At 45.9% G+C, this 14,314-nt stretch carries 9 protein-coding genes; 3 read left to right on the forward strand and 6 right to left on the reverse strand.

The genetic code is table 11. From position 1 onward, the window contains the following. The 4 genes from J3P34_RS08440 to gmd form a co-directional block, all read right to left on the reverse strand. The coding region (locus J3P34_RS08440) for a PQQ-dependent sugar dehydrogenase (RefSeq protein ID WP_246853606.1) at nucleotides 1–4,561 on the reverse strand (4,561 nt) is incomplete at its 3' end. A 312-nt stretch (nucleotides 4,562–4,873) separates the two neighbouring features. Continuing rightward, complete coding sequence (locus J3P34_RS08445) at nucleotides 4,874–5,761, reverse strand: class I SAM-dependent methyltransferase (RefSeq protein WP_210463517.1); 888 nt, start codon at nucleotides 5,759–5,761, stop codon at nucleotides 4,874–4,876. Between the two features lie 135 nt (nucleotides 5,762–5,896). Continuing rightward, nucleotides 5,897–6,856 (reverse strand): GDP-L-fucose synthase family protein, encoded by a 960-nt coding sequence (locus J3P34_RS08450; RefSeq protein WP_210487845.1) that lies wholly within the window; start codon nucleotides 6,854–6,856, stop codon nucleotides 5,897–5,899. Continuing rightward, a complete protein-coding gene (gene gmd / locus J3P34_RS08455; RefSeq protein WP_210487847.1) occupies nucleotides 6,857–7,969 on the reverse strand; it encodes a GDP-mannose 4,6-dehydratase in 1,113 nt (370 codons plus the stop codon). A gap of 581 nt (nucleotides 7,970–8,550) precedes the next feature. Between gmd and J3P34_RS08460 the strand changes: the two genes are divergently transcribed. Then, nucleotides 8,551–9,942 carry an undecaprenyl-phosphate glucose phosphotransferase gene (locus J3P34_RS08460; protein ID WP_210487849.1) on the forward strand — a complete coding sequence of 464 codons (1,392 nt, stop codon included), beginning with the start codon at nucleotides 8,551–8,553 and terminating at the stop codon, nucleotides 9,940–9,942. A gap of 9 nt (nucleotides 9,943–9,951) precedes the next feature. On the opposite strand, the gene J3P34_RS08465 is transcribed toward J3P34_RS08460, so the two are convergent. Together J3P34_RS08465 and J3P34_RS08470 are read right to left on the reverse strand one after the other, a co-directional pair. Continuing rightward, on the reverse strand, nucleotides 9,952–10,197 hold the full coding sequence (locus tag J3P34_RS08465) for a hypothetical protein (RefSeq protein WP_210487851.1): 246 nt from the start codon (nucleotides 10,195–10,197) through the stop codon (nucleotides 9,952–9,954). Nucleotides 10,198–11,068: 871 nt separating this feature from the next. After that, entirely contained in the window at nucleotides 11,069–11,503 is a 435-nt protein-coding gene (locus J3P34_RS08470; protein WP_210463512.1) for a hypothetical protein, read from the reverse strand. 575 nt (nucleotides 11,504–12,078) lie between these two features. Between J3P34_RS08470 and J3P34_RS08475 the strand changes: the two genes are divergently transcribed. Beyond that, on the forward strand, nucleotides 12,079–13,377 hold the full coding sequence (locus J3P34_RS08475) for a porin (protein ID WP_210487853.1): 1,299 nt from the start codon (nucleotides 12,079–12,081) through the stop codon (nucleotides 13,375–13,377). A 28-nt stretch (nucleotides 13,378–13,405) separates the two neighbouring features. Then, complete coding sequence (locus J3P34_RS08480; RefSeq protein WP_246853607.1) at nucleotides 13,406–14,308, forward strand: phosphate ABC transporter substrate-binding protein; 903 nt, start codon at nucleotides 13,406–13,408, stop codon at nucleotides 14,306–14,308. Nucleotides 14,309–14,314 lie beyond the last annotated feature (6 nt).

The raw sequence follows: 14,314 nt of genomic DNA on the forward strand, positions 1-14,314 counted from the left end.
AGGTCCCGCTCGGCACGGTGTAGGCGTAGGCCGCCCCCGCCGCCACGCTCTGGTCCGGAACCGGCGCCGACACCACCGGCGGCTGGTTCGTAGCACCGCCTCCACCATTCACGAAAATCCGTGGGGTTCGTTTATCCCAGCCAATAGAGATGATATCCAGGTCACCGTCATTGTCAAGGTCTACCGTTTGAGTACCGTCATGGTGATCTGGTGTTGTAGCGCCGCCTGCATGCAGAATCCGCTTGATCCAGGTTCCGGAATCGCAAATATCATTTTCAAAGGCAATCAGCCGGTGGTCATTTTTCCATTCGCCGGTGATCACATCTAAGTCGCCATCAAAGTCAAAATCCACTACATCCAGACTAAGACCGGCATCTACATCGGTGCCTATCACTTTCCTGGTCCAGGTTTTGGTAGGATCAGTAGGAATTTGCAACCAGCTAATCTCTCTATCAACCCCATCTTCGGTTACAACCGCTTCCAGAACGCCGTCCCGGTCAAGGTCAAAGAATCCATTCCGCTCCATTTTAGAAGGAAGCGTGACCCCTGTCGCAAACTGGGTCCAGGAGCCATTGTCATTCCTCAGCCAATTTTTCCCTTGGAAAAGGTCTAGATCGCCGTCTTTGTCTATGTCAACGGCAGAAATAGACTCTCCTACACCTACAGGCATGATGTCTTTTATGGTCCAGGCAGTAGCGGCGGGGTTGGCTGGAACGGTCAACATCTGCACAGGCAATTTGTTTGCGTCAGCCCCATTCCAGGATAGCGCAATCTGGATATTCTCCACCCCATTGTAGTTACCAATGGCTGCCCCTGCTACAAAGGTTTTGTCCTGGGTTGAACCCGCCGGAAAACCACCAGGAATGTTGGTGTGGATAATGAAGTTTCCTTTCCCATCATTCTGGGCCCACGCCATCTGTGAGCTAAGGTATTTTCCCTGGAAGCCGAAAATATCTAAGTCTCCGTCCTTGTCTAGGTCATGAACAAGCACCATGTTGTTCATGGGGGCACCGATGATGTTTTGGGTCCAAATTCCGTTAGGTATTCCGGGGTTGCGGTACCACCATCCGCCAGTTACAATATCCTTGAACCCATCATTGTTGATATCTACCGGGTAAATGTAGGCAGACCGGTAAGCAACGTCTGGTCCTATGATGTGCTCCGTCCATTTTACCGGGAAGGGATTGTCAACACATAGCAGTTGGGAAGCTACATTGATCTGGATCTCATGGCTGTATTCTGTTAAGCTATGGTCTGCGTTTGCCAACGCAAGTTTTAAAGTGTGAGACCCCAAGGATAGACCATCAACCGTAATAGGGGTTGTGGTAATGACATCGCCTTTATCAACACCGTCTATTATCTTATGAATATGCGACGTCTGGCCACCAATAGGCCAGTAATTTACATTGAAGTTGATTTTGAAAGGCTGAACAACCGTGGCGCCACTTGCAGGGTTCGTGATGGTGATATTGGGTTTCTGCACCGTTTCCTTTCCATAGACCACCTCAATGGCATTTACCTTGGCCCTCCCCAGAACACCGGTGAAAGGTATGGTCAAAGAACCATCATTAACCTGGATACCATTGAACCTTTCTATTTGTGCTGTTCTATACCCAGCTCTACCAAAGATGTCATAGTTGGAAAGCGTGTATTGCCCGTTTTCAATGTCAACATTGAACAGCCTTGACCCGGTTTTGGTGTAATCCAACTCGGCAAAGTGTAGTTTAACATCATAAACCCCTCTTTGAGGCACTGGAATATTGTAGGTAAAGTTGCTGTTGACCTCAGACAAGTAAATTACGTCAGAAGTGGTATTATCTATGGGCACAGTGGCCTTGGTAACACTGGTACCCCCAGTATGGAACTGGCTTTTAGACCATTGCACACCATTCACCTCCACGGCAGGTCCACCAGAGTTAATCCTGATAAATACCTCATCTAAAGTGAAGTTTTTATTCAAGACCGTAGTTGATACTACACCACTTTCATTCTTTCTATATAAAACGGAAAAGACATTTTGTACCTGGGGCACAATGCTGGTGGTATTGAACACTACGGTTTTCCGGTCTCCCTGCAAGACCGCCGATAGAATGCTGATCCCGTTACTGACACTATAATTAGAGATAGACTCAGCAGAGGCTTTGTCTAGAGCCTCGTTAAACCTCACCTGGAATTGGTTTTTAGACATGCCCTTGATTGAGTATATATCAGGTGGCGTCATGTCTACTGAAACACCGGCCCCAATGAACTCAATATAATTCACGTCAAAGAGGTTGATGTCCCCGGCCTGCTTCTTGAATACAAAATAAAGGTCGTGTTTGCCACCAGGGTCTGTGATGGCCCCGGTCACATCTCCCCATCTGTCTAAACTACCAGTAACAGGGATTACTACTGTGCTAAGGATAGGCCCATCTGGGGAGTCACGGTGCACCTCAATGGTACCGCCCAAGGTGGAAGCAATTCTGTACGAGACAGAGTGAATATTTTTCAGGTTTCTACCCGCCAGCATCACATAAGAACCATGCAACAAAGCCCTTACTGAATAAGAGGCCCCTCCCAGTTGGTCTGTATTATCTATCAGGCGAGTGTTTGACTCAGTATCATAATACTCTGCCTCCATAATTTTAGGGTGTACCGTAACCTGATCAAAAGCGGTTAAGCCACCCTTGTCTGTATAACTGGTCTTGAAAATATAAAAGATATCATCGGGTCCCTGAGCATCATGCCCACTGGGGTCCAGGTAAAAAGTACCCTTTGTATTATTGATGGTAATACCGTCATGTGAATGGGTTAAGTGCCCAAAAGCCGGAACTAGATTTAAAGAACTGCTGCTTATGGTACCATTGGAGGTGGAGCCATCCTCAGCGTCATTCACCACAATGTCATAGTTGAGGTTATCCTCCCAACTTATCATGCCGCCATCTACCGGGCTGTTAAACTTAAAAGTGGCCGCGGTATTGCCAGCGTAAATTTTAATTGATTTTGAGGTTGTAGCTCCTTTTGTATCTGTTACGCGTAATTGTACATCATAATTTAACTTTTGAGTAAAGGTGAAAGATGGGTTTGGCTCGTTTGAATCTACCGTCCCATCTGACTGAAAATCCCAGGCATAGGTAAGGGCATCTCCGTCCTGGTCAGAAGTACCCTCACTGGAGAAATTAACCGTTAAGGGCAGAGGTCCAGAGATAGTACTTGCATTAAGGGCCACGACAGGGCTTTTGTTTGTATCAATTCCGGTATAATCTAATCTGACCAGCTTACCGCTACCAACGTTTCCGGGGCAACAGCCAGCGCCGTATTCCAGGATATATAACTGTCCGTCTGGTCCAATTTTCAAATCCATGAAACCCGCCCCGGTGATACTTGGCGCGAATGGTTGGTTTGACAGGATTTTACCGGTGGCGTCTAGTTTCACAACCCAGATTTTACTTTGATTGAAGTCAAAATAGAAGAAGGCTTGGTTGAACTCTGAAGGCAGCTTCTTAGGGTTGTTTAGTGTTGAATTGTAGTAGTATCTGGGGCCTGCCAGGTAACATTGGTGAAAAAAGTCTAACCAGGAAGATTGGGCTGGAGGCAACGTTTTTGCGCCTGTATTCCATTTGGAGAGGTTTACCGGATTGTTTTTATCATAGTAGAAATCTGGCTCTGCGTAGGTATTAAGGTAAGGCCGGTTAGCACCTGAGAGATAGGGCCAACCATAATTGCCCGCACTTTTGGTAAGGTTTATCTCATCAAGACCTTCTGGCCCGGCATCACTGGCAACATCCGCATCTGGCCCCACTTCTCCCCAGAAAAGCCAATCGGTAAGGCCTTTGTCTACAAATATTTTAAATGGGTTTCTGGCCCCCATTACGTAAATCTCGGGTAAACCACCCTCTCCGTTGGGGAACAGGTTTCCTGCCGGAATAGTGTAGGTCCCATTTGCCTCAGGTTTTATCCTTAAGATTTTACCCCTGAAATCATTAGTATTTGAAGAGGTTCTTTCAGCACTTAGGTTTGCATTTGTTTCATTAAGGGGAGCATACTGTGAGTGATTTGAATTATCACCAATAGCAATGTATAAATTCCCTTTTGAATCAAAATCCATGTCTCCGGCGGCATGGAAATACCCGTTTCGGTCACTTGTCCATTCCAGCAGTACTCTTTCTGAGGTGAGATCAAGATTGTCACCGTTCATCAGGAACCTTGAAACCCTATTCTTTGGAAGGGTGGCATGTGAATAATGTATATAGACATACTGATTCACCGTGAAATTAGGGTCAAAGGCAATGGCCAAGAGCCCTTCTTCCATGTCGTGGAAAACGTTTAAAGTACCGGCAGATACTGTTGTTTGAAGGTTGGGCTTATAAATGAACAGCTCCCCATACCTATCCAGAATAAAGATTCTGCCATCTGGCGCGAACTCAAAGTTTATAGAGTTCTTAAGGCCTGTTATTAGTTCTACTTTTTGGAAACTGGTTGGCAACTGCGCCGACCCAACCAAAGGAAAAAGAAATAAAGAAAATGCAAAACCCTGCAAGAGTATACACTTCCATAACTGGAAAGTAAAACTTGTCTTCATAAAGCTACGCTACTGCTTATAATATCTTATACAAAACATTCACAATCAGACTCAACACCAAGAATAAGCGGGGGAGCAACAAACAGAAACTACTTAATTTTTAGATATAATTTCTTTATCAATTAGAACTATATGCTATCTCTATTTCTTAAACCAAATCTTTATTATTCTATAAAACCCCAAAATACAATTACTAACTATGCTTTATTTTACTTTTCCAATAACACCCACAATCCAACTGCCTCGCACTATAAAAGGGGGAGCTTCTAAACAGAAAGCCCCACCCCATCTTTATCTTTAACTGCAGGATAATCAATCTACAGGCGCCAGTTCTTTCTTCTTAGCCACACACATCAGGGAGAGGGCACTGGCATCGGCATTAGGATCCCGGCCAGACAAGATGTTCCCTAACCTGTATTTCAACGACGCCTTGCCTTTCTGGCCCTGTAACACCTCTGCCCCCAACTCATGGTTGTGCGGGAAAACCTTGACCTCAAATTCATTTGGCGTTAGGGTATCTGTAAAGAGCTCTTTGGTGACCCCGTGCCCCGGTTTATGGTGGATTTCGCATTTCAAGCCCCAATACTGCTGGCTATCTGTCTTATGGAAACCATGGCCAGTGATCTTGTAGAAAATAAGCCGACCCTCCCATAGTACTTTGGCCAATCCTTTATAATTCCAGGCGCTATACTGCGGATCATGGTCTGTTACAATCAAGCCTCCGGGTTTCACCAGACGGGCAGCTTCTTTTAAGATGGCGGCCATGTCCTCGCAATGATGAAGGGCGGCGTTCAATGTCACGATATCAGCAAAACCAGAAACAAACGGTAGGTGCGTGGCATCGGCAAGAACTGGAAGGTAACCTAGCTCACCCGCCAGTTCCAAAGATTTGGGAGCCACATCAACCCCAATCAGAAGCTTGGGTTTGCCCTTGAGCGTAGCATAGATGTTTCCGGGTCCGCAACCAATATCTAACACTATTTTGTTTGTCCAATCGCCAACGGCGGCTTGCCATCTGCTTCTGAAGCTGTCGCTCCTATGACAGTAGGTGAGATACTCTTCTGCCCACTCAGGGTGATTAAAGTAATAAGCGTTGGCTTTTAACCCTTCTGTGGGATTTTCAATGGGGCATTCCAGGTATTTATCAAGCTGTTTGATCTCTGCATCTGGAAGCAAATAAGGTTGGATTTCCTTCAACATGGTTTTGGGTTTAGGTATCACATGAATTTAATTTTCTACACCTGTTTCGCTGCCTCTGATTAGAATGAAGTGAGGGCAGGAAACCTTAACCAGTTAATGACAGAGAGAAAAAATAACTTCTGCTATTTCTGTGGTTTACACTTCTGTTAGCTCCTGCTGCCACTCCACTCTATACAAGGCGTTAATCTCCTCATACACTTTCCGGATACCATCCTCCAAGGAGATTTTGGCTTCCCATCCACGGGATTTAAGCCTGGAAACATCTAACAGTTTGCGTGGGGTACCATCGGGTTTGCTCTTGTCCAGCACTATGCGGCCTTCATAGCCCACTACGTTTTGGATCAGTTTTGCCAAATCCAGGATAGAAATGTCTTCTCCTACGCCTATATTAATCAGGCCAGGCTCGTCATAGGTGTTCATCAGGTAAATACAGGCATCAGCCAGATCATCGGCATGCAAGAACTCTCGTTTAGGGTTACCACTTCCCCAAAGCTCCACCATGGGCGATTGTTTCTCCCTAGCGGTAATGAACTTCCGGATCAATGCGGGCAGTACATGGGAGTTCTGCAGGTCATAGTTGTCATTGGGACCATACAGGTTGGTGGGCATCACGGAGATGAAATTGCACCCGTATTGGCTTCTGTAAGCATCACAGAGTTTGATGCCCGCTATTTTCGCGATGGCGTAGGGTTCATTGGTTTCCTCCAGCTCGCCGGTTAACAGATACTCTTCCTTAAGGGGTTGGGGCGCCAGCTTGGGGTAGATACAGGAAGAGCCCAGGAACAGAAGTTTGCGCACCTGGTTCTGGTAGGAGGCATGGATGACATTGCTCTGGATCATGAGGTTATCATACAGGAATTCCCCTCTGCGTATGTTGTTGGCCACAATACCGCCAACTTTGGCGGCAGCCAAGAAAACATACTCGGGCTTTTCAGCGGCGAAAAAGTCATTGACTTCTTGTTGGTGCCGGAGATCAAGCTCTCTGGAGGTACGGTACAGGAGATTCTGGTAGCCTTCCTGCTCCAGTTTTCTCATGATGGCAGAGCCCACCAGGCCTTTGTGGCCTGCCACATATATTTTGGCCTCTGGATGCATCTATTCAAATTGGTTATTTACCCGGTAACCGGCTTCCTGCAGAATCCTTTCCCGCTGGAAATTCTCAATATCAGCTTCCATCATCTCCTTCACCAATGCTGGCAGGTCATATTTAGGTGACCACCCCAACAGCTTTTTGGCCTTGGTTGGGTCCCCAATGAGTAACTCCACTTCTGTGGGGCGGAAATACCGGGGATCAACGGCCACTACTTCTCTGCCTGTTTCCAGCAGGTAGTCTGGGTTTGAGCAGGAAGACACAATTCCTTTTTCCTGCAGGCCCTCCCCTACAAATTCAAGCTCCACTCCTACCTCGGCAAAGGCCATTCTTACAAAATCCCGAATAGTGGTGGTCACCCCGGTGGCAATGACGTAGTCCTGCGGCGTTTCCTGCTGTAATATCAGGTACATGGCTTCTACATAATCCTTGGCATGTCCCCAATCCCGGCGCGCATCCAGGTTTCCTAAAAACAACTTATCCTGGAGGCCTAGTACTATTTTAGCAGTCCCGCGGGTGATTTTGCGGGTCACGAATGTCTCTCCCCTCAGGGGGCTTTCATGGTTGAACAGAATCCCATTGCAGGCAAACATTCCGTAGGCTTCGCGGTAGTTTACCGTAATCCAGTAGGCATAAAGTTTGGCTACCGCATAAGGGGAACGAGGGTAAAACGGAGTAGTTTCTGACTGAGGCACCGCCTGCACCAGGCCGTAAAGCTCTGAGGTAGAGGCCTGGTATATTCTGATCTTTTGGGTTAACCCAAGCAAGCGTACGGCTTCCAAAACCCTTAAAGTACCCATCGCATCTACATCGGCGGTATACTCAGGCGTCTCAAAGCTTACCTGCACATGGCTCATGGCCCCCAGGTTATAGATTTCATCTGGCTGCACCTGTTGGATGATGCGGATGATGTTGGTTGAATCGCTTAAATCACCATAATGCAGCTTGAAATTGACATCCTTCTCATGCGGATCCTGGTACAGATGGTCAATTCTTTCTGTATTGAAAAGGGAGCTTCTCCGCTTTATGCCATGCACCTCATACCCTTTCATAAGGAGCAGCTCAGCTAGATAGGCGCCATCTTGCCCGGTAATACCTGTGATTAATGCCTTTTTCATTCTATTGATATAGTATATAAGTTTTGCTATAGATATATTTTACTGGATAGGGGAAAGAAGTAGGTGGTGGAAGCATAAGGCTTGCGGCATGACAGGATATGGTTGTTTTCCTCCACAAGGAAAACCTTCTTATATATCTGTCTATAAAAGCGCTACCCTGTGAACTGCGGTAAGGAAGAAAGTGGCGGCAGGCTTTCTAATTATTTTGCTTTCCAACACTTGACAATGAAGTGTCTCTGGATTTCTGTTAACAGCAGAATTAAGTATGGAGCTTATCTCTTGAACTAGATAACCATTGCTTCAGACACCATATTTGAGTTATGGTTTACAAACCTGGTCTTTTGAAAGGTGAGCGAATTAACGCGCTGCTCCTACTTTCCAGGTTAAAGGTGGGTTATATTTTCTACTGGCCTTCTAAGCCTATAGCATAATAATGATCGTTTACAAATATAAACTATTAAATCTCAACATTTCTATTTTTTTTTAAATTTATTTTTACTTAATTCACATTTCCTCCCCACCTCCCCTAGAATATCTGATATAGTGTATTAAATAAACACAATAATTATGTTAAATCCATTATGTCATATAAGTACACTACCTTTTTCAAATGGATAAGCATATCTATTGATTACCTATTCCTAAATCTTTCCTTATCCATCGGCCTTTTACTAACCAGCCCCTCCTACTTAGACTCCGGAATTCCAGATCAATACAAACTCAACTTCCTTTTATTTAACCTCATCTGGTTCTACTGTTCCCATTTGGTTGAGCTATACCAGGACGTTTTGAGCAGAGAAGCCATACCAACCATTAAAGCCACCATTTTGGCATTGGCTATGTACTTTTCTGGCCTTTTGGCTTTGAAGTTAACCCTTAGACAGCTAGCCCTTACCTTTGAGTTTGTGTGGCTCAGCTCATTCTTGTTTGGTTTTGTGCTGCTCACCGTGAAGGTGGCATTTCTCTTTATCCGGAAGACCAAGCGCCACCTCCTTATGAACTATAAGAAAGTGGTCATTATTGGAGCGGGCCAGACAGGGGAAAAGATAAGGGACTACATCAATAGAACCCCGCACCTGGGATACAAAATAGAAGGCTTTTTTGATGACAGGCCCAGCAGTGCTCAAAACCTGGATATTCTGGGGTCTATAGACCAATGCTTTCCGCGGGCCAAAGCCATGGGCGTTTCTGAGATATTCTACACCCTGCCTACCCCAGACAAGGAAAGGGTAGACGCCCTGATCCATGAAGCCGATAAAAACATGATCCGCTTTAGGCTGGTACCGGAGATAAACCTGTTTTTGGAGAAGAATGTGTTTATTGATTTTAACGGACCCGCACCTATCCTTAGCCATAGACAGGAACCACTGGAAGACCGGGCCAACCGGTTTGTTAAACGGGTCTTTGACCTGGTGGTCTCTTCATTGGTAATAATTTTTATCCTTAGCTGGCTCATCCCTGTTATGGCACTCATCATAAAGCTTGAGTCAAAGGGACCAGTATTTTTCAGGCAGTTACGCTCTGGGCGGTACAACAAGCCTTTCTATTGCTTCAAATTCAGAAGCATGCATTTGAATGACGAATCAGACAAAAAACAAGCCTCCAAGGGAGATGCCCGAGTTACCAGAGTGGGAGCTTTTATCAGAAAGACCAATATTGATGAATTGCCTCAGTTTCTGAATGTTCTGCTAGGTGATATGTCGGTTATTGGGCCGCGGCCGCACATGCTGAAACATACAGAGGACTATTCTGCCGTGATTGATGAGTACATGGTCCGGCATTATTTGACTCCGGGTATTTCTGGATGGGCCCAGGTGAATGGTTTCCGGGGCGAGACAAAAGACATGCAAAGCATGCAGAAAAGGATTATGGCCGATATCTGGTACCTGGAGAACTGGTCACTTCTCCTGGACCTGAAAATTGTGTTTTTAACAATCTGGCTTACAATAAGAGGTGATAGGGATGCTTATTAAAGGTAATATCTAAACCTTAGCTTCAATAGCGGGCTTTTGCTCGTTTCTAAAAATAGAACTAAAAGCCTCTAACTTAGAATGACTCATATTCATCACCAGAATGACTCCAATAAGCACTAAACAGTAGCTTATACCAACACTAATCATGCTTTTTCCAAAAAAAGCGATAACCATTTTCCTTATCAAAACAGCTACCAGAAGGCCTACAGTAGCACCTATTACCCCATAAATAAATAACACGGCTACTTCGGTCATATGTTGCTTTTAAATAATGGACAACAATTTTCAGTATAAGTACTTACAACACAAATAAATAGTTGCGTTTATTTCACCCTTACTCCTTCAACTAATCACCGCAAATCAAATACATTCATGAAATTCCTTTATTTTCTATCTTACTATGGGCATAAATTTTTCCATCAAAATGCCATTAAATAACCTATAGCATTCTATAATCTTTACCTAACCCGAGATCACTACAAATCACCTCCACAATAATCTTTGCTAATTCCTTTGAATTCAATCAACTCATAACAGAGTTATTTATACCAAATACAAAACAGCAATTCTCTTCTTCTTTAAATCACAATAATAAGAAAGTAAAAGCGAATAAAAACAGAATTAGAATAATACATAGCATTAAACGAAAAATATATAATACAGAACAAAGGCTTACAAGAGCTTAACACAAGAAAAAAAGCCATCATAAGCCTATCTATCATCGGCTCATCACCAGACACAGGAGAGAAAATACAGAAAAGGGCTCCACGCCCATTTTCTAATAATCTGTAACTATTCAAACATCAGCTACTATAACAGGCTAGTGCTTTTATCCTATTTTCATGAAAAGAGGCAGGAAAACCATTATGGTTTCCGGTGCAACTGGGGCCTAAGTCTTTTCATAAACATCCGTGTGGATGCATAGCCCAGACATACGAATTCCTGAGTTATCGTTTTGAGGCAGTTTTCCGGAAATCAGTTCCAAAATGAGGAAACAGCCGGCACTCTGCTTAGAAAACAAAAGGTCCATGCAAAAGGACTACCATAGCTTGCACCCGGCAGTTCCTTTGCATGGACCTTGTAGCTTGTATCTGCTTAAGGGTTATGCTTTCTGGTTAACTCCTACTCAAACGGCTACGGCATTATCTTTTGAGGCTTTTATCTTTTCTTTGGTAGACAGCAACCACCTCTCTGCGGCAAGCTGACTATCAAAGATGCGTACCTTCACATTCTTTACATCTAACCGCACGCCATAATCAGGAGACATATTGCTTTTAGGTGGCTTTACCCACGCGAAGAAAGCGCAGGTGGTTTTGTCCAGCTCCAGGAACCCTACGGTGGCGGCCCAAATGGCGGTGGCTTTCCAGTGGGTGGTTACGTTTGAGTTATTGTTCAGGATTAAGTGACATCTTTCCTGCTCCAGCATGTTCAGGAGGAAACGGCAGCCATCTAACACGTTCTGTTTCGTGATATCACCCCACCAGTCTACGTACAAAATAGAGGTCTCAGAGTCTACCGTGATGGTAATGTAGGGCTCAATTAATAAGATGGTTCTAGCCATAGCAACAATTGACTTACGTGGAGCTTTATTCTACAAAAAGTGTCATTAAATATAAAATAATTTAAGCAATCACCCAAACTTCAACTTCTGTTTCTGATTCTGTTCATTTCCGCAGCAACCAGTTTACCCTCAGAGCTTTATTTCAAAGCTTTTTCAAAGAAATCGGCTTTAAAACGCCTCTTTGGGCTTTCCAGCATTGATTAATCTATCTACGGGCAAACCCGCCTGGAAAGTTCTATTTTAAGCTGCTTCATTTTTATCTCTTTCCAAACCAGAAGACAAACACCTTCCAGGTACCCAGGTATGAGACAAGTCTCTTTATGCTTCTTAACAATTAGGTAACACAGAAGTAATATTCAGGCAATACTGCCCCTCTACTTTTGCACCATCAAAAGACAGCCAATGAAAACCCGAGACTAATTTTTAAAGGTTTGTCTTTTGCAGGGCAGAACAAAAGCTAAAGCATTGCATGCTGCAGCAAATGTTCTTTCCGCCAGAAGCCTCTTTTCATCCTGACTAAATGCAAAGAGGCCACACTTACGGAAATATAAATTTTAACACTTCACTTTTTGCTTATGTTCTCACCCATAAACAAAAGCGTACCCAGATCTTATTTCAAAAAAATAAGTGTGATTGCTGCGTTTTTGCTTTCCGCTGGGGTAGCCCAGGCCCAGGTTCTTGCGAACCCAACCCGGGACTCGGCCACAGTTACTTCTGCCCAAGACTCAGTGGTAGCCAAACCTAAAGCCCCGGAAGCAGCCAAAGCCCACTGGTATGAAAAGATTTCCCTGCGCGGTTACGTGCAGGTCCGCTATAACCGACTGCTGGAAAGCAACCCAGACCTGAGAACAGAATACGACAGATCCGTGGGCAATAACGGCGGGTTCCTCATCAGGAGGGCGCGTCTGGTGTTCAGCGGAAACGTGCACGAACGCGTGTACATCTACATCCAGCCAGATTTAGCCTCCACGCCATCGGGCAGTTCCTCTATTCACTTTGCCCAGATCAGGGATGCTTACGCCGATGTGTCCCTGGACAAGAAAAAAGAATACCGCGTGCGCATTGGCCAGAGCAAAATCCCGTACGGATTTGAGAACATGCAGTCCAGCCAGAACCGCCTCACGCTTGACCGGGGCGATGCCCTTAACACAGCCCTGCCCAACGAGCGGGACTTGGGCGTTATGTTCTACTGGGCCCCGGAGCACATCCGGAAGAGATTCAGTGAGTTGGCCAATTCCCGCTTCAAAGGCTCCGGCGACTACGGAGTATTCGCCCTGGGTGTGTACAACGGTCAGACCGCGAACAAACAGGAAGCCAACAACAACCAGCACTTGGTGGCTCGTCTCTCCTACCCTTTCATGTTCAAGAACGGGCAGATCATAGAACCCGGCATCCAGGCGTACACCGGGGTGTACACTGTTACCTCAGACCAGCTGAGCAACGCCGAGGTCAAGGGCGGAAACTTTGCTGACCGCCGGGTGGCCGCCAGCTTTGTGCTGTACCCGAAGCCCTTCGGGTTCCAGGCTGAGTACAACGTGGGGGAAGGTCCAACTTTTGACCCAGCCACCTACAGCATCAAGACCAAATCCCTGACCGGAGGTTACGCCCAGGCCATGTATGCCTTCAAATTTGGAGAGCAGAACTTCATTCCGTTCCTGAAAGTCCAATACTTTGAGGGAGGCCGGAAAGCGGAGACCGATGCCCGCTTCAGCAAAGTGTACGAGACCGAGATTGGGGTGGAATGGCAGCCCATGCCCGCCTTTGAACTGGCCACCCAATACACCATCACCGACCGCACCAACCGGGACGGCCGCAATCTGGACAACCGCCAGAACGGACAATTATTAAGGGTACAGGCCCAAATCAATTTCTAAGGTCTTTTCCTGAAACAGACGCAAAAACATGAACACTACAATGATAAAATCTATCAAAACGCAGGTGAGCAGTCTATTGGTTGCTACCTTGTTACTGGGCGCCTGCAGCAAAGGCGGCGATGCCAAAAAAGAGAATGTAGAAGGAGACAAAGCTACCTCCGGCGCTACCACCATCACCGTGAAAGGCAGTGACACCGTGCTGCCGCTGGCCCAGCAGGAAGCAGAGAAATTCATGGCCAAAAACCAGGGCGCTGCTATTACCGTGGTGGGCGGCGGAACCGGGGTGGGCCTGTCTGCCATGCAGGAAGGCACCACAGACATCGCTATGGCTTCCCGCGGCCTGAAGACCGAGGAGAAACTGAAACTGAAAGGCGCCAAGAAAGATGTAAAAGAAGCCCTTATCGCATATGATGCCCTTTCTATTATTGTAAACCCCAGCAACAAGGTGAGCCAACTCACCCGCGAGCAACTGGAAGGCATCTTCACCGGTAAAATCACCAACTGGAAAGAAGTAGGCGGTGCCGACGAGAAAATTGTGCCTTACTCCCGCGAGACCAGCTCCGGTACCTATGAATTCTTCAAAGAGCACGTGATGGACAAAAAGAACTACGCCAACGGTATCCTCATGATGCCTGCCACCGGTTCTATTGTACAGTCTGTAAGCCAGACCAAAGGCGCCATAGGGTACATTGGCCTGGCCTATGAAACCAAAGAAGTGAAGGCGCTGGCAGTGTCTTATGACCAAGGCAAAACCTTTGTGGCCCCTAGCATGGAAGCTGCCAAGAACAAAACCTACCCTATCTCTCGTCCGCTGTTCTTCTTCTATGACGCCACTTCAGAGGCCAAAGTGAAGCCGTTTGTAGATTACGTGCTTTCCACCGAAGGCCAGAATACGGTACAGGAGATTGGCTACATTCCTTTGAGCAAATAATTCAAC

It is taken from the genome of Rufibacter aurantiacus (assembly GCF_017916345.1).
In the GTDB taxonomy this organism is placed as follows: domain Bacteria; phylum Bacteroidota; class Bacteroidia; order Cytophagales; family Hymenobacteraceae; genus Nibribacter; species Nibribacter roseolus.